This window comes from Streptomyces sp. UNOB3_S3, assembly GCF_020740895.1.
GTDB lineage: Bacteria > Actinomycetota > Actinomycetes > Streptomycetales > Streptomycetaceae > Streptomyces.
Window position 1 is genome coordinate 1 of the sequence record NZ_JAILXP010000118.1, and the last position, 18,800, is coordinate 18,800.

Annotated in this window: 22 protein-coding genes; 9 read left to right on the forward strand and 13 right to left on the reverse strand. The window is 72.8% G+C overall.

Going from position 1 to position 18,800, the window contains the following annotated elements:
• Positions 1-66: 66 nt before the first annotated feature.
• The 4 genes from K6I33_RS15210 to K6I33_RS15225 all read right to left on the reverse strand — a co-directional run bounded on the left by K6I33_RS15210 (position 67) and on the right by K6I33_RS15225 (position 3,284).
• Entirely contained in the window at positions 67-2,160 is a 2,094-nt protein-coding gene (locus K6I33_RS15210; protein ID WP_229352066.1) for a tetratricopeptide repeat protein, read from the reverse strand.
• Between the two features lie 116 nt (positions 2,161-2,276).
• Positions 2,277-2,573 carry a chaplin gene (locus K6I33_RS15215; protein WP_229352068.1) on the reverse strand — a complete coding sequence of 99 codons (297 nt, stop codon included), beginning with the start codon at positions 2,571-2,573 and terminating at the stop codon, positions 2,277-2,279.
• Between the two features lie 83 nt (positions 2,574-2,656).
• Complete coding sequence (locus K6I33_RS15220; protein WP_229352070.1) at positions 2,657-2,896, reverse strand: chaplin; 240 nt, start codon at positions 2,894-2,896, stop codon at positions 2,657-2,659.
• Between the two features lie 148 nt (positions 2,897-3,044).
• Positions 3,045-3,284 (reverse strand): chaplin, encoded by a 240-nt coding sequence (locus tag K6I33_RS15225; RefSeq protein WP_229352072.1) that lies wholly within the window; start codon positions 3,282-3,284, stop codon positions 3,045-3,047.
• A gap of 226 nt (positions 3,285-3,510) precedes the next feature.
• On the opposite strand from K6I33_RS15225, the gene K6I33_RS15230 reads away from it, so the two are divergent.
• Entirely contained in the window at positions 3,511-4,179 is a 669-nt protein-coding gene (locus K6I33_RS15230; protein ID WP_229352074.1) for a 4'-phosphopantetheinyl transferase, read from the forward strand.
• Between the two features lie 83 nt (positions 4,180-4,262).
• Here the strand turns inward: K6I33_RS15230 and K6I33_RS15235 are convergent, their stop codons facing one another.
• The gene (locus K6I33_RS15235; protein WP_229352076.1) at positions 4,263-5,243 is read right to left on the reverse strand and encodes a polyprenyl synthetase family protein; all 981 of its coding nucleotides are present in this window, start codon (positions 5,241-5,243) and stop codon (positions 4,263-4,265) included.
• 264 nt (positions 5,244-5,507) lie between these two features.
• Between K6I33_RS15235 and K6I33_RS15240 the strand changes: the two genes are divergently transcribed.
• From K6I33_RS15240 to crcB (K6I33_RS15255), 4 genes are read left to right on the forward strand one after another with little or no spacing between them, the layout of a single operon-like run.
• On the forward strand, positions 5,508-6,764 hold the full coding sequence (locus tag K6I33_RS15240; protein WP_229352079.1) for a styrene monooxygenase/indole monooxygenase family protein: 1,257 nt from the start codon (positions 5,508-5,510) through the stop codon (positions 6,762-6,764).
• 14 nt (positions 6,765-6,778) lie between these two features.
• Complete coding sequence (gene crcB, locus K6I33_RS15245) at positions 6,779-7,252, forward strand: fluoride efflux transporter CrcB (RefSeq protein ID WP_229352081.1); 474 nt, start codon at positions 6,779-6,781, stop codon at positions 7,250-7,252.
• Positions 7,249-7,599, forward strand: a complete 351-nt coding sequence (locus K6I33_RS15250; RefSeq protein ID WP_229352083.1) for a DUF190 domain-containing protein — start codon at positions 7,249-7,251, stop codon at positions 7,597-7,599. Before crcB (K6I33_RS15245) ends, K6I33_RS15250 begins: the two co-directional genes overlap by 4 nt.
• Positions 7,596-7,952, forward strand: coding sequence for a fluoride efflux transporter CrcB (crcB, locus tag K6I33_RS15255; RefSeq protein WP_229352085.1), 357 nt, complete (start codon positions 7,596-7,598; stop codon positions 7,950-7,952). The genes K6I33_RS15250 and crcB (K6I33_RS15255) overlap by 4 nt, the downstream gene beginning before the upstream one ends.
• Positions 7,953-7,992: 40 nt before the next feature.
• Here crcB (K6I33_RS15255) and K6I33_RS15260 read toward each other — a convergent pair whose 3' ends face one another.
• Positions 7,993-8,892 (reverse strand): LysR family transcriptional regulator, encoded by a 900-nt coding sequence (locus K6I33_RS15260; protein ID WP_229352087.1) that lies wholly within the window; start codon positions 8,890-8,892, stop codon positions 7,993-7,995.
• 87 nt (positions 8,893-8,979) lie between these two features.
• Between K6I33_RS15260 and K6I33_RS15265 the strand changes: the two genes are divergently transcribed.
• Genes K6I33_RS15265 through K6I33_RS15275 form a run of 3 tightly spaced genes read left to right on the forward strand, consistent with a single transcriptional unit; the run spans position 8,980 to position 12,387 of the window.
• Complete coding sequence (locus K6I33_RS15265; RefSeq protein WP_229352089.1) at positions 8,980-9,687, forward strand: succinate dehydrogenase cytochrome b subunit; 708 nt, start codon at positions 8,980-8,982, stop codon at positions 9,685-9,687.
• A 1-nt stretch (position 9,688) separates the two neighbouring features.
• Positions 9,689-11,635: a fumarate reductase/succinate dehydrogenase flavoprotein subunit gene (locus tag K6I33_RS15270; RefSeq protein ID WP_229352090.1), complete on the forward strand. Its 1,947-nt coding sequence runs from the start codon at positions 9,689-9,691 to the stop codon at positions 11,633-11,635.
• The gene (locus K6I33_RS15275) at positions 11,632-12,387 is read left to right on the forward strand and encodes a succinate dehydrogenase/fumarate reductase iron-sulfur subunit (protein ID WP_229352092.1); all 756 of its coding nucleotides are present in this window, start codon (positions 11,632-11,634) and stop codon (positions 12,385-12,387) included. The genes K6I33_RS15270 and K6I33_RS15275 overlap by 4 nt, the downstream gene beginning before the upstream one ends.
• Positions 12,388-12,435: 48 nt before the next feature.
• Here K6I33_RS15275 and K6I33_RS15280 read toward each other — a convergent pair whose 3' ends face one another.
• Together K6I33_RS15280 and K6I33_RS15285 are read right to left on the reverse strand one after the other, a co-directional pair.
• Complete coding sequence (locus tag K6I33_RS15280; protein ID WP_229352095.1) at positions 12,436-12,744, reverse strand: transcriptional regulator; 309 nt, start codon at positions 12,742-12,744, stop codon at positions 12,436-12,438.
• The gene (locus K6I33_RS15285; protein ID WP_229352097.1) at positions 12,741-13,205 is read right to left on the reverse strand and encodes a hypothetical protein; all 465 of its coding nucleotides are present in this window, start codon (positions 13,203-13,205) and stop codon (positions 12,741-12,743) included. The genes K6I33_RS15280 and K6I33_RS15285 overlap by 4 nt, the downstream gene beginning before the upstream one ends.
• A 191-nt stretch (positions 13,206-13,396) precedes the next feature.
• Here K6I33_RS15285 and K6I33_RS15290 point away from each other — a divergent pair, with 191 nt between their 5' ends.
• Positions 13,397-14,014, forward strand: a complete 618-nt coding sequence (locus K6I33_RS15290) for a TMEM175 family protein (protein WP_229352099.1) — start codon at positions 13,397-13,399, stop codon at positions 14,012-14,014.
• 8 nt (positions 14,015-14,022) lie between these two features.
• On the opposite strand, the gene K6I33_RS15295 is transcribed toward K6I33_RS15290, so the two are convergent.
• The 5 genes from K6I33_RS15295 to K6I33_RS15315 all read right to left on the reverse strand — a co-directional run.
• A complete protein-coding gene (locus K6I33_RS15295) occupies positions 14,023-14,283 on the reverse strand; it encodes a Prokaryotic metallothionein (protein ID WP_229352101.1) in 261 nt (86 codons plus the stop codon).
• A gap of 169 nt (positions 14,284-14,452) precedes the next feature.
• Complete coding sequence (locus K6I33_RS15300; RefSeq protein ID WP_229352103.1) at positions 14,453-16,252, reverse strand: ABC transporter ATP-binding protein; 1,800 nt, start codon at positions 16,250-16,252, stop codon at positions 14,453-14,455.
• Positions 16,253-16,257: 5 nt separating this feature from the next.
• Positions 16,258-16,674, reverse strand: coding sequence for a lasso peptide biosynthesis B2 protein (locus K6I33_RS15305; protein WP_229352105.1), 417 nt, complete (start codon positions 16,672-16,674; stop codon positions 16,258-16,260).
• Complete coding sequence (locus K6I33_RS15310) at positions 16,671-16,937, reverse strand: lasso peptide biosynthesis PqqD family chaperone (protein ID WP_189452483.1); 267 nt, start codon at positions 16,935-16,937, stop codon at positions 16,671-16,673. The genes K6I33_RS15305 and K6I33_RS15310 overlap by 4 nt, the downstream gene beginning before the upstream one ends.
• A gap of 129 nt (positions 16,938-17,066) precedes the next feature.
• On the reverse strand, positions 17,067-18,800 hold a 1,734-nt coding region (locus tag K6I33_RS15315), incomplete at its 5' end, for an asparagine synthase-related protein (RefSeq protein WP_229352108.1).

An 18,800-nucleotide genomic window follows, 5' to 3' on the forward strand; every position in this document is an offset into this window, starting at 1 on the left:
GGTCGGGGGTGAGGTAGGGGCGCTGCAGGTAGTGGGGTGAGTGCGGGCCGGTGGGCACAAACCCTGTTACCCCAGTCGTTCCCTTGCCTTCTTCGTCTGGGTGCTGCCCGCCTGTTCGTACAGGGTCAGTGCCTGCCGCCAGTCCGCTTCCGCCTCCGGTCGCTTGCCCTGGGTCGCCAGGAGGTCGCCTCGGTCGAGCAGTATGTCGGCTTGCTCCTTGGGGGCGCCGCAGTCCTCGATCAGGGTGACGGCCTCGTCCAGGCTGGGCAGGGCCTCGTCCGGGCGGTCCGCCCGGAGGCGGGCACGGGCGTGGTGCCAGAGGGCCTTGGCCTCGTTGAAGCGGTCGGGGCGGCCCGGGAGTTCCGCGAACATCCGGCGGGCGCGCAGCAGCAGTTCGGCCGCCTCCTGGTGGCGGTGTCCGGCGGCGTGGGCGCGGCCCAGGTGGAAGGTGAGGAGCGCCCGGCCGCGCGGGTGGTCGAGGCCGTCCAGTGCCCGGACCGCCCGCCGGAAGTGTTCCGCGGCGTCCTCCGGGGCTCCCTCGCGCAGCGCGAGCAGGCCCAGGCCCTCCAGGGCCGAGGACTCCGTGCGCGCGTGCCCGGCGGCGGTCGCCAGCCGCAGCGCCTCCCGGTAGTGGCCCCCGGCGGTCCCGGTGTCGGTCGCGTCGCCGCGGTCGGCGTGGGCGAAGGCCAGCTCGTAGTGCATACGGGCCACGGCGAGGCCGTCACCGCACTCCCCGGCGGCCTTCAGGCCCAGCTCGCACACCTCGATCCAGTCCCCGTGGTACTTGCGCCGGAAGAAGAACCCGCGCAGCGCCTCGGCCAGTTGCCAGGCCATGGCGTTCCGTCCCAGGTCGTGGGCCAGCCGCGTCATCGCCACCGCGTTGGCGCGGTCGGGCTCGAACGCGTCCAGGGCCTCGGCGGCGTCCGCGAAGGCGGAGGCGCCTCCGGGCGTGGCGAACACCGGGCCGTACCGCCAGCGGTCGGAGACCGCCCGTTCCACGGCCGCCGCCCGGTGGAGGTACCACTCCAGCAGGCGGTCCGCCGACCCTTCGCGCACCGCCGCCCCCACCGCCCGCGCGTGGTCGTGGACGAGCCGGTGCATGCGCACCCGCCCCTCCCCGGCCGGTTCCAGGACCCGTTCCCGTACGAGCGTGCGCGCGTCGGTGTCGTTCCCGGCCAGCCGGCGCACCAGGTCGCGGGAGAACTCCGGCGTCGGGTGCGCGCCGAGCGCCCGGTAGAGCGCGGCCGGGCCGTCGGCCAGGGACAGGTGGACGGCTTCCAGCACCTGGGGGACGGAGAGGTCGTCCACTGCGAGCGCCTCCAGGCGGGTCCGGTGATCGCCGAGTTCGCGGGCCAGTCCGGCGGGGTCCTCGCCGAGCCCGTACAGCTCGCCCGCGCGGGCCGCGGCGATCCGCACGGCGAGCGGATAGCCGCCGCAGGCGGCGAGCACGCTCTCCAGGGCGGTCACGTCCGGGACGGCGTCCTCACCGGCCACGGCGCGGAACAGCTCGGTGCTGGCCTCCCTGTCGAGACTGCCCAGTGTCAGGCTGAGCATGCTCGGGTGACGGGCCTTCAGCGCGGTCAGCGGCATACGGCTGGTGACGACGACCACGCTGCCGGGGTGCGCGGGCAGCAGCGGCCGCACCTGGCCGACGTTCACCACGTCGTCCAGCAGGACCAGCAACGGCCTGCGTGCCGTCAGCGAGCGGTAGTGGGCCTCCAGCGCGGCCTGCCCAGCGGGTCTCTCGTCCGCCCGTGTACCCAGCTCCTGGACGAAGCCCTGGAGCACGGAGTAGGCGTCGAGCGGCGCCAGGTGGCCGTGCGGGCTCATGTCGGCCTGGAGCTGACCGCCGGGGCAGTGCCGGCGCAGCCGGTGCAGCCAGCGCAGGGCGGTGGCCGTCTTCCCCATGCCGCCGAGGCCGGTGAGTGCCACGATCAGGGGCGTGCTCCGCGCGGCGCGGCCGGCGGCGGCGCGTTCGAGCTCGGCGAAGACCGGGTGGCGGTCGACGAACACGTCCGGATCCGGGGCCAGCAGGCGGGGCGTTCGCGTCTTCACGGCGGCGTGGTGATGATGGTGCTGGTGGTATTGCAGATCCCGCCCCTGCATCACCACGCCGTCGTACGTCCCGCCCTCAATGGCGTTCCGGATGTCGTCGCCCATGCGTTCCCGCCCCCTGGCCCGCCGCAGTCGTGGGGCAAGATCCTACGTTCGAACGCCCCTGGCACACAGGGCGTACGACTACGGCTCCGGGCCGGAGAGCGCCCTGGAGCCAACGATCAGCGCTCGTGGTGCTCGTGGTGCTCGTATTCCTCGTGGTGAATGACGGGGTGAACGTCGCTGTTGATGCACGTGTTGCCGAACGTCGGGTTGAGCAGGCCGACGATGTCGATGGCGTTGCCGCAGAGGTTGATCGGGATCTGGATCGGGACCTGGATGACGTTGCCCGAGACGACACCCGGGGAACCGGCAGCCGCGCCGAAAGCTCCGGAGTCGGCGACGGCCCCGCCGGAGAAGCCGACGAGCGTGGCGCCCGCGACAGCGGTCAGCACCGCGACCTTGACGATTCGTGACATGGGGAGAGAACACCTTCGTTCGGTCGTACAGGATGGGCTCCCGGCCTGTTGGAACGGGAGTCTGGATCAACGCCCGGCGGTCGTCACCCGCTGACGCAGACGTTTCCGGAGGCCGGGTTCAGCAGGCCGGCGATGTTGATCGGCAAGCCGCAGAGGTTGATCGGGAGGTGGATCGGGATCTGGATCGTGTTGCCCGAGATGACACCCGGGGAGTGAGCAGCCGCACCGAAGGCTCCGGAGTCGGCGACGGCGCTGCCGGAGAATCCGGCGATCGTGGCGCCCGCGGCAGCGGTCAGCGCCGCGGCCTTGGCGATTCGAGGCATGGGGAGAGAACACCTTTGCTTGGTCGTGCAGGACAGGCCCCCGGCCCGTCCGGCCGGGAGCCCGAGCCCTTCTTCGGGACGTACAACCCCCTGTGGCTCCGGGCCGGGGAGGGTCCCGGAGCCACGGTCCAGCTACGTCGGACGGGTGTCAGCCGTTGATGCAGACGTTGCCCGATGCCGCGTTGAGCAGGCCGACGATGTCGATCGAGTTGCCGCAGAGGTTGATCGGGAGGTGGATCGGGACCTGGATGACGTTGCCCGAGACGACACCCGGGGAACCGACAGCTGCGCCCTTGGCTCCGGCGTCGGCGACAGCGGCGCCGGCGAAACCGGCGAGCGTGGCGCCCACGGCGGCGGTGACGACTGCTGCCCTGGCGATACGTGACATGGGGAGACACCTTTGCTTGGTCGTACGGACGAGCACCCGGTCGGTGACGGCCGGGAGCCCGGATCAACGTTTGGAGGTCGCAAAGGTTTCGTCGATGAAGCGTCCGGGTGATCCCGGGTGTGGGCCGATCAACAGAAATGGGGGTTTCCCCATGGGATGCCGAGCTGGCAGGGTTCCTTTCGTACAGACACTCCGGCCGCTTCGACCAGGGGAATGACGGGCGAAAATGATTGGGACCCTGCTGCCTTTACCGATCGAGACGGCCGAGGCATTCGCCGATCCGGCCGATGTGCCCGCGCTCTTCCCCGAGGAGGAGGCGCTGGTCGCCAAGTCCGTGGAGAAACGGCGCCGGGAATTCACCACGGTGCGGAACTGCGCCCGTACGGCCCTGGGCAGGCTGGGCGTCGCGCCCGTCGCCATCGTGCCCGGCCAGCGCGGCGCGCCCCAGTGGCCCTCCGGTGTGATCGGCAGCATGACGCACTGCGCGGGCTATCGCGCGGCGGCGGTGGCCCGCGCCACCGACATTCTGACGATCGGACTGGACGCGGAACCCCATGAGCCCCTGCCCAACGGCGGGGTCCGGGAACTGGTGACGCGCCCCGAGGAACGGGGCTGGCTGACCCGGCTCGCCGCGGAACGCCCCGAGGTGTGCTGGGACCGGCTGGTGTTCAGCGCCAAGGAAAGCGTCTACAAGGCCTGGTTTCCGCTGACGAAGCAGTGGCTGGACTTTCAGGACGCGATTCTCGAGGTCGATGCGGACGCAAAGACCTTCAGAGTGACGATTCTGACTCCGGAGCCGCTCCGGGCGGCCACGGGCGGGCGGTTGTCGGGGTTCGAGGGGCGGTGGCTCGTGCGGGACGGTCTTGTCGTGACGGCCATCGCGGTCGGCGCGTAGTCGGCTGCCCCGCCGTCGGGGTGCAGCCGGACCGGGCGCCCGGTACCCCGCGCCGAGAGCGCGGGGTACCGGGCGGCCGTCGGTCAATCGTCCTGTGCCGCCACCCTGGCCGCGAAGGACGCCAGTTCCTCGTGCCAGCCCGTGGCCAGCGACAGGCCCGCCGCGCTCCTGCACGCGTGGTCGACGAGCTCCTCGATCATCTGCTCGGCGACGTCCCGCTCCTCCGGGTCGAGCAGGATCTCCCGCAGCAGCCGGGCGTCCCAGCCGTACTCCGGGCCGCCGTCGAGGAAGCCCCGTAACCGCCACGCGGCGTGCAGCGGGCGCGCGTACGCGTCGTACGAGAGCCCCAGGTCCGCCCGGCCCGCGAGCGCCGCGCCCAGGCGCAGCGGGTCCCGCAGGGCGTACCAGCCCGCCGTGCAGCCGCGGTCGCAGCCGGAGACGCAGCGCCCCGGCCAGGGGTCCTCCAGGTATTCGGCGGCCATGGCCTCCCTCGTGTACGAGCCCATGACCCGCTCCACGCGCAGCTCGTCCCAGATCCGCCGGGCCTCGCCGGGCAGCGGCAGCGCGAGCCGGTCGGCGTGGGCGAGGGCGAGATCGCCGGCGAGGGTCGCCGTGGACTCGCCGAAACGCCGGGACTCGCCCGCCCAGCCGTTGCGCTCGTGCTCGGCGGCCCGGCCGACGTGGAGCGTGGGAATGCCCCGGCGCAGGGTCGCGTCGTCGCGGACGTCACCGCGGATGAGGGTGCAGGTGTCGAGCAGTTCGAGGGCGACGGCGGTGTCGACGGCGAGGTCGGCGGCCCGCCCGGTGGGGTCGCCGCCGGCCGCGAGGTAGCCGGTGAGGAAGATGACCGGCCGGGCCCGGTCCCCGCCGGCGGACAGCAGCTCGGCGAGGGACTCGATGAGCTCGGCGCCGCGGGCGTCGGCGGTGCGCCGCCGCCGGTGCTCCTCCTCGAACAGGCCGCGCAGCCGTTCCTCGACGCGGTCGAGCATCTTCGCGCGCTGGAGCTGCGGCGGCACCGAGCCGGGCGGCACGGGGCGTGGCGGTGAATGGTGTCGTTTCGTCATGCTGGTGCCTCTGCCTCCCTGGACCGGTCGCGGCCTTCGACCGCCCCTGACGAGCGGCGGCTCCGCTCTCGGTGGCGGAGGGTGACCGGTCGGAAGACTGCCCAGCCCGGCCCGCCGGAAGCGCCGGTTTCCTGCCAACCAGCGAGCCCGTCGCGCAGCGGGGGTAACGGTCGGCGCGGCCTTCGCGTGCCGTCTGTACAGGGCGCGCCGAGGCCTGTTACATCGGGTGCGGGCCACGGGAATCCGGCTTTTTCGGAGGCAACCATGCGCAGGATCGCGATCGTCGGCGCGGGCCAGGCGGGCTTGCAGCTGGCCCTGGGGCTGCGGGAGCGGGGGTACGACGTGACCGTCGTCGCCGCCCGTACGCCGCAGGAGGTCCGGGCCGGGCGGGTGCTGTCCACCCAGCTGATGTACGGTCCGGCCCTCGCCCTGGAGCGGCGGGCGGGGCTGAATCTGTGGGACCAGCAGACCCCGGCGATCGACGGCGTGGTCATCAGCCCCGTCGATCCCCCGGGCGTACGGGTGCCGGAGCGGGCCGTGGGGGCCCGGCTGGACGTGCCCGCCCAGTCCGTCGACCAGCGGGTGAAGACGGCGCGGTGGCTGGAGTTGTTCGAGGAGCGCGGGGGGCAGGTGGAGTACCGGCCGGTCGCCGCCGAGGAGCTGCCGGAGCTGGCCGCCGGGTATGAGCTGACCCTGCTGGCCACGGGGCACGGCCCACTGGGGGAGGTCTTCGGGCGGGACGAGCGGCACAGCCCGTACGAGCGGCCGCAGCGGGTCCTGGCCTGTGTGTACGTCCACGGGGTACGGCCGGATCCGGAGCTTCCGCCGTCGTTCCTGCGGATGTCGGCGTTCCCGGGGGCCGGGGAGTTCTTCGTGCTGCCCGCGCTCACCGGCTCGGGGCCGTGCGTGATCCTGCTGTGGGAGGGGTATCCGGGCGGCCCGTTCGACTGCTGGCAAGACGTTTCCGGCCCGGGTGCGGCGCTGGAGCGCACCTGGCAGCTGCTGCGCTCGTACGCACCGTGGGAGTACGAGCTGTGCGCCCACGCCGAGCCGACCGATCCGGGGGCGGCCCTCACCGGGAGCCTCACGCCCGTGGTGCGCCACCCGGTCGCGGAGGTCGCCCCGGGCTCGTACGTCCTGGGCATGGCCGACGCGGTGGTCCTCAACGACCCGATCACCGGGCAGGGCTCCAACAACGCGGCGCGCTGCGCGGACCGTTATCTGACGTCGATCGCGGAGCGGGGCGAGCGGCCCTTCGACCGGGCGTGGATGCACGAGACGTTCGCGGGCTGGTGGGAGCACGCCCGGCACACCACGGCGTTCACCAACATGGTGCTGGACGCGGCGCGCCCCCGGCACTTCGAGGACGTCATGGCGGCGGCCGCCCGGCACCCGGCGCTCGCCCACCGCTACGTCAACGGCTTCGCCGACCCGGCCGACTATCAGGAGTGGCTGATGGACGCCGACCGGGCGGAGGCCTGCCTGGCGGCGGTGGCGGGCCCGGCCGCGGCACAGCCCTGAGCTAGCCTGGCCCGATGGGCACCACGGGCGCGGCACCACCGGAGACGGTGACGGGAAGCGGGACGCGGGCGCCGCGGCGCGCCTCCGCCGGCCAGGGGCCGGTCGTCGTCGCGGTGTCGCTCGGCGGTGGCCTCGGGGCCGTGGCCCGGTACGCCGCGGGGCTGGTGTGGCCGACCCCGCAGGCCGCCTTCCCCTGGACGACGCTGCTGATCAACGCGGTGGGCTGTGCCCTGATCGGGGTGCTGCTGGTGACGATCGCCGAGCTCGGCACCCCGCACCGGCTCGCCCGGCCCTTCCTGGGCACGGGGGTGCTGGGCGGTTTCACGACGTTCTCCACCTACGCGGTGGACGTGCAGCGGCTGGTGACGCACGGCCGGGCGGCCGAGGGAATCGCCTGTCTGGTGGCGACGCCGCTGATCGCGCTGGCCGCGGTGTGGGCGGCGGCGACCGCGACACGACGGCTGTCCGTCCCGCGGAGGGCACGATGAGACTTCAGGGCGCGGCGCTGCGGCTGACCGTGTACGTGGGCGAGTCCGACACCCACGGCCACCGGCCCCTCTACTCCGAGGTCGTCCACCGCGCCCACGCGGCGGGCCTGGCCGGGGCGAGTGTCTTCCGGGGCGTCGAGGGCTTCGGCGCCTCCTCCCGCGTCCACACCGCCCGGCTGCTGTCGCTGAGCGAGGACCTGCCGGTGGCGGTGGTGATCGTGGACACGGAGGACCGGGTACGGGCCTTCCTCCCGGAACTGGCGGAGCTGGTGACCGGGGGCCTCGTCACCCTCGACCGGGTGGAGGTCGTCTCCTACCGGGGCCGAGACGGGGAGCGGCCCGCGTGAACTGGCTCCTCGTGGTGGCCGGCGCCATGGCCGGTGCTCCGCTGCGCTATCTCACGGACCGCTTCGTGCAGTCCCGGCACGACTCGGTGTTCCCCTGGGGCACGTTCACGGTGAACGTCGTGGGCTGTCTGGTGCTGGGCGTGCTGACGGGCTCGGTGGACGAGCCGACGCGGCTGCTGCTGGGCACGGGCCTGTGCGGCGCGCTGACGACGTACTCCACGTTCTCCTACGAGACCCTGCGGCTGGCCGAGGACGGGGCGCGGGGGTACGCGGCGCTCAACGTGGTCGCGAGCGTGGTGTGCGGGCTGGCCGCGGCGTTCGCGGGAGTGGCGCTGGGGCAGGCGCTGGCCTGACCCCCGTCCGGTGTGTGGCTAGCCCCCGTCCGGTGTGTGGCTAACCCTCGTCCGGCGTGGCTTCCAGGTGTTCCAGCAGCACCCGGCGCAGTTCGCGGGCCGCGCGCGGCGGCGGGGCGTCCTTGCGGTGGGCGACGGCGACGGTCCGCCGCATCCGGTCGCCCTCGAAGGGGGTGACCCTCAGCCCGGAGCGGGCGGCGACCATGCCGGGGACGACGGCCAGGCCCAGCCCGGCGCGGACGAAGCCGAGGACGGCGTCCATCTCGCCGCCCTCGACGGTGAAGGAGGGCTCGAAGCCCTCGGCCCGGCAGGCGGCGATGGTGATCTCGCGCAGGTCGTAGCCGCCGCGGAACATCACCATCGGCAGATCCCGCAGCTCCCCCACCCGGATCCGGCTCCGGCGCGTGGGCGCGGGCCCGTCCGGTGCCGACACCACCACCAGGTCCTCCCGCAGCAGTTCCGTCGTCTCCAGCGCGGGAGCCCCCACACCGAGGGGGGTGATGATCAGGGCCAGGTCGAGCCCGCCGTCGGCCAGCCGGCGCACCAGATCCCGTGAGCCGCCCTCGTCGACGTGCAGCTCGATGCCGGGGAACCGGGCGTGGTACGTGCGCAGCACGTCCGGCACCAGGCTCGCGCACAGGCTAGGCGGCGCGCCGAGCCGGACCCGGCCGCGCCGCAGCTGGGCCACCTCCTGCACCTCACGACGGGCGGTCTCGGTGTCGGCGAGGACGCGGCGGGCGAGCGGCAGGAGGGCCTCGCCGGCGTCGGTGAGGGCGATATTGCCCCGCGCGCGGTGGAAGAGCTCGGCACCCAGCTCCCGTTCCAGCGCCCTGATCTGCTGGGACAACGAGGGCTGGGCGACATGGAGGGCCTCGGCGGCCCGGGTGAAGTGCCGGACCTCGGCGACCGTGGCGAAGTAGCGGAGCTGCTGAAGTTGCACCCCACCACGATAAATAGGGGGAGCCTATGGAAACGAGCCCCATCATGTCTTGGACGCATCGAACGTCCCCGTCCTAGCGTCGGCGGCATGGCACTGGCGACCCGGACGGCGAAGCCTCCGTCCCTCATCGGCTCCGTGTGGCGTTCGACCGTCGGCAAGAAGGCGGTCATGGCGGTCACCGGCGTGATCATGCTGGCGTATCTGGTCGCCCATATGCTGGGCAATCTCAAGGTCTTCTTCGGGGCCGGGGAGTTCAACCACTACGGGGCCTGGATCCGCACCATCGGCGAACCGTTCCTCCACCACAAGTGGTTCCTGTGGCTGGCCCGGGTGGCGCTGAGCGTCTCGGTCGTCCTCCACGGTGTGGCGGCGTACCAGCTCAGCCGCCGGGACCTCGCGGCCCGCCCGGTGAAGTACCAGGGGCGCGGACGGCGGCGCACGAGCTACGCGACCCGGACCATGCGCTGGGGCGGGGTGATCCTCGGATTGTTCATCGTCTGGCACATCCTCGACCTCACCACCCTCACCGTGAACCCCAACGCCCAGGAGGGGCGGCCGTACGAGAACCTCGTCGCCTCCTTCGACCGCTGGTACGTCTCCGCCTTCTACATCGCCGCGATGCTGGCCCTCGGGCTGCACATCCGGCACGGCTTCTGGAGCGCGGCCCAGACGCTGGGCGTGGGCTCGCCCCGCCGCGACCGGCTGCTCAAGGCCCTCTCAGGCGGTCTGGCCACCCTGCTGACCTGCGGTTTCATCGCCGTGCCCATCGGTGTTCTCACAGGAGTCGTGAGCTGAGATGAGTGAGTACCTCCACTATGCCGTCGGCGCGCCGCTGACCGACACCGCGGCCCCGGACGGGCCCGTCGCCGAGCGCTGGGACCGCCGCCGCTTCGAGGCCAAGCTGGTGAACCCGGCCAACCGCCGCAAGCTCACCGTCATCGTCGTCGGCACCGGTCTGGCGGGCGGCGCGGCGGGCGCCACCCTCGCCGAACAGGGCTATCGCGTCGTCCAGTTCTGCTACCAGGACTCCCCGCGCCGCGCCCACTCCATCGCCGCCCAGGGCGGCATCAACGCCGCCAAGAACTACCGCAACGACGGCGACTCCATCCACCGCCTGTTCTACGACACCGTCAAGGGCGGCGACTTCCGCGCCAGGGAGTCCAACGTCCACCGGCTCGCCCAGGTCTCCGTCGAGATCATCGACCAGTGCGTGGCCCAGGGCGTCCCCTTCGCCCGCGAGTACGGAGGGCTGCTGGACACCCGCTCCTTCGGCGGCGCCCAGGTCTCCCGCACCTTCTACGCCCGTGGCCAGACGGGGCAGCAGCTGCTCCTGGGCGCGTACCAGGCGCTCAGCCGCCAGATCGCCGCGGGCAACGTCGAGATGCACGCCCGCACCGAGATGCTCGACCTGATCGTCGTCGACGGCCGGGCGCGCGGCATCGTCGCCCGCGACCTGATCACCGGCCGGATCGACACCTACTTCGCCGACGCCGTGGTCCTCGCCAGCGGCGGCTACGGCAATGTCTTCTACCTCTCCACCAACGCCAAGAACTCCAACGCCACCGCCGCCTGGCGCGCCCACCGGCGCGGGGCCCACTTCGCCAACCCCTGTTTCACCCAGATCCACCCCACCTGCATCCCGCGCTCGGGCGACCACCAGTCGAAGCTGACGCTGATGAGCGAGTCGCTGCGCAACGACGGTCGTATCTGGGTGCCCAGGGCGAAGGGCGACACCCGGCCGCCGGCGGAGATCCCCGAGGACGAGCGCGACTACTACCTGGAGCGGATCTATCCGTCCTTCGGCAATCTCGTCCCCCGCGACATCGCCTCCCGCGCCGCGAAGAACGTCTGCGACGAGGGACGCGGCATCGGCCCGGGCGGCCAGGGCGTCTACCTCGACTTCGCGGACGCCATCGCACGGATGGGCCGCGAGGCCGTCGAGACGAAGTACGGCAACCTCTTCGAGATGTACGAGCGGATCACGGCGGAGAACCCTTATGAGGTCCCCATGCGGATCTACCCGGCCATCCACTACACGATGGGCGGCCTCTGGGTGGACTACGACCTCCAGACCACCGTGCCCGGCCTCTTCGCCATCGGCGAGGCCAACTTCTCCGACCACGGCGCCAACCGGCTGGGCGCCTCCGCGCTGATGCAGGGCCTGGCCGACGGCTATTTCGTCCTCCCTTCCACCATCAACGACTATCTGGCCCGCCACCCCCACGACGAGGTGCCGCCGGACCACCCGGCGGTCGTGGAGACGGTCGACGGCGTGACCGCCCGGCTGCGCCGGCTGCTCGCCAACGACGGCGACCGCACCCCCGACTCCTTCCACCGCGAGCTGGGCGAACTGCTGTGGGACGAGTGCGGTATGGCCCGCACCGACAGCGGCCTGCGCAAGGCCCTGGACCGTATCCCGGCGCTCCGCGAGGAGTTCTGGCGGAGGATCAAGGTGCCGGGGACGGGCGAGGAGCTCAACCAGTCGCTGGAGAAGGCCAACCGGATCGTCGACTACCTGGAGCTCGCCGAGCTGATGTGCCTCGACGCCCTCCACCGCACGGAGTCCTGCGGCGGCCACTTCCGGGAGGAGAGCCAGACGCCCGACGGCGAGGCCGCCCGCCGGGACGAGGAGTTCTCCTACGCCGCGGCCTGGGAGTTCACGGGCACGGGCACCCCGCCCGTGCTCCACAAGGAAGAGCTTCGTTTCGAGTACGTCCACCCCACCCAGCGGAGTTACGCGTGAACCTCACCCTGCGCATCTGGCGCCAGCGCTCCCCCGAGGACGCCGGGGCCCTGACCACCTATGAGGTCGGCGGCATCAGCGAGGACATGTCCTTCCTGGAGATGCTCGACCACCTCAACGAGGAGCTGATCCTCGCCGGGGACGAGCCCGTGGCCTTCGACCACGACTGCCGCGAGGGGATCTGCGGCGCCTGTGGCATGGTCATCAACGGCCGGGCCCACGGCCCGGAGCGCACCACCACCTGTCAGCTCCATATGCGGCACTTCTCCGACGGCGACACCATCGACATCGAGCCCTGGCGGGCCGCCGCCTTCCCCGTCGTCAAGGACCTGGTCGTCGACCGCTCGGCCTTCGACCGGGTGATCGGCGCCGGCGGCTATGTCTCCGTACCCACCGGCTCCGCGCCCGAGGCCCACGCCACGCCGGTGCCCAAGCCCGTCGCCGACCTGGCCTTCGAACACGCCGAGTGCATCGGCTGCGGCGCCTGTGTGGCCGCCTGCCCCAATGGCTCGGCGATGCTTTTCACCTCCGCGAAGGTGGTGCATCTGAACGTCCTTCCGCAGGGCGCGCCGGAGCGCGAGTCCCGGGTGCTGGACATGGTGGGCGCCATGGACGACCAGGGCTTCGGCGGCTGCACGAACACCGGCGAGTGCGCCACCGCCTGTCCCAAGGGCATACCCCTCCAGTCGATCGCGACGATGAACCGCGAGTACCTGCGAGCCACCCTCAAGGGCGCGGGACGGCGCCGCTGAGCCGATACCGATGCCGGTGCCTATACCGATGCCGGTGCCGGTGCCGGTTCAGCCCTCCCCCAGGCCGGCGTTGACGATCGCCCGGAGGGCGGCGAGGTGGGCGCGGTAGGCGTCGCGGCCGTCCTTGGTCAGGCGCAGCCAGACGCGCTGCCGAGTCTCACGGACGGCCCGCCGCTGCTCGACGTACCCCGCGTCGGTCAGCACCGTCACATGCTTGCTGAGCACGGACGGGCTCACTCCCAGCGTCTCGCGGACGGTCGCGAACTCGATCTCCTCGACGGCGTCGAGCGCGGCGCAGATCCGGAGCCGGTTCGGCGCGTGGATCGTCTCATTGAAGCCGTCTTCGGGCGCGGTCACGACGCTGCTATGCCCTTCTTCCGCGTTTTCCTGTCGTGGACCAGGATGCCCCCTCCCACCAGCAGGCCCGCCGGTGCCCATATCCACGGCATGCCCTGATGGTCGTCCAGGTACAGCGCGGCCAGGTAGACCACGAAGGCCAGGACCGCCGCGCCGAGCATGCCCCGCTTCATTCCCGGCTGGACCCGGTGCCGGACCCCGCTGGAGCGGAACTGCACCGCGATGACGGTCACCATGACCACGTACATGAGGACGAAGCCCACCATGTCCCACGGCTCGGGGAGGAGGTGGGACAGGTACACCCCGGCCAGCGCCAGGGAGAGCTTCACGCCGTAGGCCGGCCCGGGGGTGAGGGAAGCGACCGCCACCTGCGCCTGCTCCGCCAGGGCCAGGGCCTCGGCGGCCCCTTCCCTGGACGGCATGGGCGGCCGGGACGACCGCGTGTTCGCGTCAGTTGCCATGACGGAAAGTGAAGCACACTGTTTCCGGAGCGGCAACAGACGATTTTCCGTTGTGGAAAACGTCGCGCGAGGAACGCGAGGAACGCGAGGAATCACGCGAGGAGGGGGAGGCGGCGGCCGCAAATCATCCGATCGTGCGGTTTTCCGTAGATACCCCGCCAAGCCACCGCATCCGCCCTACGCTGGCGACCGTGGCGCGCGACTCGTACGTCATCGAAATGGACCGCATGCTCGCCTTCGCCGACGCCGTGACCGCCATCGCGATCACGCTGCTGGCCCTGGAGATCCATGTGCCGGACGACCTGCCCGACGCGGAGGTGGGCCAGGCGTTCGGCCACGTGCTGCCGAAGGTCATCGCGTACCTCGTCAGCTTCGTGCTCGTCGGGGCGATCTGGCTCGGCCACCACAAGCTCTTCCGGCTGATGGCCACCCTCGACCGCGCCATGGTCCGGCTGGAGTTCGCCCTGCTGGCCGTCATCGCCTTCCTGCCCTTCACCGCCCGGCTGCTGAGCGAGCACGGCGGCGCGCCCGTGGCCATGGCCATCTACACGGGCGCCATCGGCCTCGAGGCCGCGCTGCTGACCGTCATGGCCCTGCGGCTGCGCGCCCCCGGCCCGCTCCGCAGGCCGGAGGTCACCCGTCGGCAGGTCGCCCGGGAGGTGTTCGACAACGCGTCGATCGCCGTCATCGCCCTCATCGCCTTCCTGGTCGCCCTGGCCGCCCCCCTCGTGGCCATCTGGTGGTGGGTGCTGATCTGGCCGGTGCGCGCCCTGCCGCGCTACTGGCCATGGCTGCGCGCCAGGGTCTGACATCCTCGTCACCCAGGGTGCGCCCCCACCGTGTCGCGGATCTGCTGCCCCAGCCCCGAGTCGCCCTCGCGGGCGCAGTGCGCACCGCAGAAGAAGCGCCCCGCGACCTCGACGCCGTGTCCGATGATGCGGGTCTTGCAGTGTTCGCAGTTGGGCGCGAGCTTGCCGATCGCGCACTCGAAGCTGTCGAAGGTGTAGGTGTCGCCGGTGATGGTCTTGACCTCGAAGGCCAGCCAGTAGTCGTTGCCGCAGGTGTCGCACTTGGCCATGGGGCGTGCTCCGTCTCGGTACGGGAGGTACGCCTCGCATGATCCCCGCGAGGACCGGCCCCCACCGTCAACCCAAACAATCCATTCACCCGAAGGTGGTGCCGGGTGCGGCTGTGTGCACGCGGCCGCACACCCGGCCGCGCACACGACCGCGCGCACACCCGGCCGCTCAGTTCGCCAGCAACTGCGTGGCCGCCAGCTGCCCGTACAGCTCGTCGCTCGCCAGCAGCTTGGCGTGCGTGCCCACGGCACGGACGCGGCCCGCCTCCATGACCACGATCCGGTCCGCGCCGGTCACCGTGGACAGCCGGTGGGCGACGACCAGCACCGTCATCGTCCGGGCCGCGTCGGCGACGGTGCCCCGCAGGGCCGCCTCGTTGGCCGCGTCCAGTTGCGAGGTGGCCTCGTCCAGGAGCAGCAGCCGCGGGCTGCGCAGCAACGCGCGGGCGATCGCGACGCGTTGGCGCTCGCCGCCGGAGAGCATGCTGCCCCGGTGACCGACGGCCGTGTCGAGCCCTTCCGGCAGCCGGCCGGCCAGGTCGTCGAGGCGGGCCCGGCGCAGGACCTCGTGGAGCTGCCCGTCGGTGGCGTGCGGGACGCCCAGGAGGAGGTTCTCCCGCAGCGTCCCGGCGAGGACGGGCGCGTCCTGCTCGACGTAGCCGATCGCGGCGCGCAGCGTGGCCAGGGGCCAGTGCCGGATGTCCCGGCCGTCCAGCAGGACGCGTCCGCTGTCCGGTTCGTAGAACCGCTCGATGAGGGAGAAGACGGTGGTCTTGCCCGCGCCGGACGGGCCGACGAAGGCGGTCAGCCCCCGGGCGGGCACCGTGAAGGAGATGCGGCGGTGCACGGCGGGCAGCCCGGGCCGGTAGCCGAAGCGCACCCGGTCGAAGGCGACGGACGCCGGCCGGGGGCCGCATCCGGTGTCCGCGACCGGCGCCGGCACGGCGCCGGGGTCCTCGACCGCCATCTCCTCGGCCTCCCTGATCCGCAGGGCGGCCGCGGCTCCCACCTGGAACTGGCCCGCGGCGCCCACGAGCTGGTTGATGCGGGGGGCGAGCGAGAAGAGGTAGAGCAGGAACGCCACGAGGGTGGAGACGTCGATCGCCCCGGAGGCGGCGCGCACCCCGCCCACGCCGAGGACCACCAGGAAGGAGACCTGCACGGACACCTGGGAGACGGTGTCCGAGACGGCCTCCCAGGAGGCGGCGCGCGTTCCCGTGCGGCGGGCCCGCTCGGCGGCCTCGTGGAGGCGGGCGATCTCCCGCTGCTCGGCTCCGGACGCCTTGACCGTGCGGAAGGCGCCGAAGGCGCGTTCCAGGGCGGCGCCCATGCCGCCGACGGCCTCCTGGGTCTGCCGGGTGGCGCGGCCGATGCGGGGGATCACCAGGCCGCTGGTCAGGCTGATGAACGCGATCACCGAGAGGGTCACGCCGAGCAGCACCAGGTCCAGCACCCCCATCATCACGACGGTGACGAGGGTGATGACGGTGCCGGTCAGGGCCGCGGCCATCGCTTGCGTGGCCACCTGGCGCAGCAGCGTCGTATCGGCGGTGACCCGGGATATCAGATCGCCGGGCTCATGGCGCTCGGCGACGGGGACCCGCAGCCTGAGCAGCGTGCTGGCGAGCCGGCGCCGGGCGGTGCACACGAGCCGTTCGGCAGCCCGTTCCAGCACGAGGTGGCCGAGGGCGACGAGGACCGCGCCCATCAGGACGAGCACACCGAGGACGATCACCTCCGTGGTCGCCGTCCGGTCCCGTTCGAGGTCGTTCACCAGGCGTTCGGCGGCCAGCGGCTGGGCCAGGCCCAGGGCGCCGCCGGCGAGCCCCAGCAGCGCGCCGCCGAGGATGGCGGCGCGCTGCGGCCGGAGGTACCGGGCCAGGGCCCGGCGGCCCGCGCCCCGCTGCCGCGCCGCGGGCCCCGCGTCCTCGCTCTCCCGCGCCACCGCCGGCGCGTTCACGGTCTCCATGACACTCACTCCACGGTGAAGAAGCGCTGGAAGTAGTCGGCCGGCGCGCCCTCGCCCACCAGGACCGACTCCGCCTCCACCCACGCGTGTGCCGCGAAGGGCGGCCGGGCGCGGACTCCTACGCACCACACGGCCCACTGGCCACGCATCCGGCACAGCAGCACCGTGCCGAGGGACCGTGGCAGACAGCCTTTCTGCCCTCCGCTGGCGAGGCTGACGGCCAGGATCGCGTCCCTGGCGCCGGTCGCCTCGGCGAGGCTCGCGGGCCGGGCCCCGCGCCGGAGCACGCGCAGGACCGCGCGGATGCGCCCGGGCGGCTGGGTGGCCAGCAGATGGGCGAGGGCGACGGCGGCACGGGCGGCCCAGCGGGTGGTGAGGGGGACGGCGCCCGGACGGTACGGAACCGCCTCCGGGGTCGTCATGGCCGGGTCCCGGACAGCAGCCTGGCCGACCGCAGTTCGCCGTAGACGCGCTCGACGTCGCGGGCCGCCTCGCCGGGATCCACGTCGTAGCGGGCGGTCAGCGCGTGGGCGGCCTGTCCCCTGGACTCCCCGTCGAGGAGCGTGCGCAGGACGAGCGCGGCGGTGGGGTTGAGGGTCCAGTACTCGCCAGTGGTCTGATCCAGCAGAGCGATGCCGTAGTCGGTCTCGGTCATCACCACTCCGGAGCGGAGTCGGAGCGACATGTTCCACCCTTCCGGTTCGGTCGCCTCAGCGGTTCGCGGCGTCGACGGTTCACGACGTCAGCGGTTTTCACGGCGTCAGCGGTTTTCACGGCGTCAGCGGTTCTCGCGGCGTCAGCGGTTCTCGCGGCGTCAGCCGCCCATGGATTCGCGTGAGCGCAGCCATACCTCGCAGGCCACGGTGGTGTGCAACAGGCTGCTCTCGACCTCCACTTCGAGCGGGCGCAGGCACCAGTCCCGCAGCGCGCCCGCGTCGATCAGCCCCAGCCGCGCGAGGCGGGAGTCCTCGCACAGGTCCAGCAGCCGGGCGCGGTGCTCCCGCAGGCCCGTCTCCTCCTCCAGGGACGCGTTGGCCTTGGTGGCCCGGGTGCGGCTGACCTCGGGGACGATCCCTCGGGTGGCCTCGACGATCAGCGGCTTGTAGCGCCAGGGGGTGATCCGCTCCTGCGGCCGTACCGACAGGCCCGCCTCGACGACGCGGTCGTCGTAGTACGGGGCCGAGCAGACGACGCCCAGCGGGCCGGCCAGCTGTCCCACGTGCCGGGCGAACCGGGAGATGCACTCCATGGTCGCCAGCTCGCGGTGCGCGCCGCGGTCCCGGGCCAGGGGTGCCGCGGTGCGGGCCGCGGCGAGGATCTGACGGCGTACGGAGGCCACCGCGTCCGGAGTCGCCCAGTGGGGCATCCGGGGCCGCTCGGACCAGTCCAGCACCGGCGCGTTCGACGGCGCGGGCGGCTCGGTGAGGTCCGCGGCGACCCGCGCCAGCCAGGACGGGTAGGAGCGGCGGTCGAGGAGCTGGCGGAGCACGAGCCCCCGGGGCCAGCGGTATTTGGCGCGGTAGCCGCGCAGATGGCGCAGCGCGGTGCGCGGATGCCTGGGGGCGAGGGCGTGGAGGCGGGCGGAGGCGCCGCTGAGCACCTCGTCCCCGCCGATGCCGGTGAGGTGGAGGGCCGATCCGCGCTCGGCGGCCAGCCGCACGATGCTCATGCGGCGGCTGTGGTCGACCGTCATGAGGGAGGGCGCGTCGAGGAGCTGATCGAAGGTGCCGAGGCCGTCGAAGGTCAGGGGCACCTGCCCGGCCGGGATCTCGTGGTGCTCGACGGTGCCCAGGGCGTCGATGGTGCGGCGCGCCCAGTGGGTGTCGTCGCCGAGGGGGTCGCGGAGGGCGGCCGTATAGGCGACGATCTTGGCGTCGCCGCGTGCGGCCAGGCAGCACACCGCGGTGGAGTCCAGGCCGCCGAGGTCGCAGGTGACCAGGGAGCGGCCACGGGTGCGGACGTCGACGGCGGCGCCCAGCGCCGCCGCGAGGCGCGCGGCGCCCTCGCCCAGCGGGACGTCCGGCTCCGGCGGTGTCCACCAGCGCCGGGTGCGGGCCGGGCCCTCGGGGCCGAGGGTGAGGTGGTGGCCCCCGGGCAGGGCTTCCACTCCGTGCCAGACCGGCCGGGAGTTGAGGGGGTGGAGCAGGCCCATCGCGAGCAGCTGGACGGCCAGGCGGTCCTCGTCGAGACCGGCGTCGAGCAGGTCGGCCAGCACGTCCGCGCGGTCCGCCGCGACGGCAGCCGGGCCCGTACGGGCGTGGAAGACGCGTCGTACGCCGACGACGCCGCCCTGGATCCGGACGCGTCCGGCGGGGTCCCGGGCCAGCAGGTGGAAGCTTCCCGGCCAGGCGGCGGCGAACCGGCCGAGCGCGTCGAGGGTCTCCGCCGTCCGGACGGCCCCGGCGGCCCGCGCGGCCTCGGCGCCGGACACCGCGTGCTCGCCCATGACCGCCACCCGGGCGTCCCCGGCCTCGCCCAGGGTGAACGCCTCCGGGTCCCAGCGGCCCAGCAGCCACGGCCGGCCGGACGGGTGGGGCACGTTCTGGGG

Bases quoted from the DNA above. Each gene is read 5' to 3' on its own strand.
- K6I33_RS15210 (WP_229352066.1), bottom strand. From the start codon at position 2,160: ATGGGCGACGACATCCGGAACGCCATTGAGGGCGGGACGTACGACGGC.
- K6I33_RS15215 (WP_229352068.1), bottom strand. From the start codon at position 2,573: ATGTCACGAATCGTCAAGGTCGCGGTGCTGACCGCTGTCGCGGGCGCC.
- K6I33_RS15220 (WP_229352070.1), bottom strand. From the start codon at position 2,896: ATGCCTCGAATCGCCAAGGCCGCGGCGCTGACCGCTGCCGCGGGCGCC.
- K6I33_RS15225 (WP_229352072.1), bottom strand. From the start codon at position 3,284: ATGTCACGTATCGCCAGGGCAGCAGTCGTCACCGCCGCCGTGGGCGCC.
- K6I33_RS15230 (WP_229352074.1), top strand. From the start codon at position 3,511: ATGATTGGGACCCTGCTGCCTTTACCGATCGAGACGGCCGAGGCATTC.
- K6I33_RS15235 (WP_229352076.1), bottom strand. From the start codon at position 5,243: ATGACGAAACGACACCATTCACCGCCACGCCCCGTGCCGCCCGGCTCG.
- K6I33_RS15240 (WP_229352079.1), top strand. From the start codon at position 5,508: ATGCGCAGGATCGCGATCGTCGGCGCGGGCCAGGCGGGCTTGCAGCTG.
- crcB (WP_229352081.1), top strand. From the start codon at position 6,779: ATGGGCACCACGGGCGCGGCACCACCGGAGACGGTGACGGGAAGCGGG.
- K6I33_RS15250 (WP_229352083.1), top strand. From the start codon at position 7,249: ATGAGACTTCAGGGCGCGGCGCTGCGGCTGACCGTGTACGTGGGCGAG.
- K6I33_RS15265 (WP_229352089.1), top strand. From the start codon at position 8,980: ATGGCACTGGCGACCCGGACGGCGAAGCCTCCGTCCCTCATCGGCTCC.
- K6I33_RS15270 (WP_229352090.1), top strand. From the start codon at position 9,689: ATGAGTGAGTACCTCCACTATGCCGTCGGCGCGCCGCTGACCGACACC.
- K6I33_RS15285 (WP_229352097.1), bottom strand. From the start codon at position 13,205: ATGGCAACTGACGCGAACACGCGGTCGTCCCGGCCGCCCATGCCGTCC.
- K6I33_RS15295 (WP_229352101.1), bottom strand. From the start codon at position 14,283: ATGGCCAAGTGCGACACCTGCGGCAACGACTACTGGCTGGCCTTCGAG.
- K6I33_RS15300 (WP_229352103.1), bottom strand. From the start codon at position 16,252: ATGGAGACCGTGAACGCGCCGGCGGTGGCGCGGGAGAGCGAGGACGCG.
- K6I33_RS15305 (WP_229352105.1), bottom strand. From the start codon at position 16,674: ATGACGACCCCGGAGGCGGTTCCGTACCGTCCGGGCGCCGTCCCCCTC.
- K6I33_RS15310 (WP_189452483.1), bottom strand. From the start codon at position 16,937: ATGTCGCTCCGACTCCGCTCCGGAGTGGTGATGACCGAGACCGACTAC.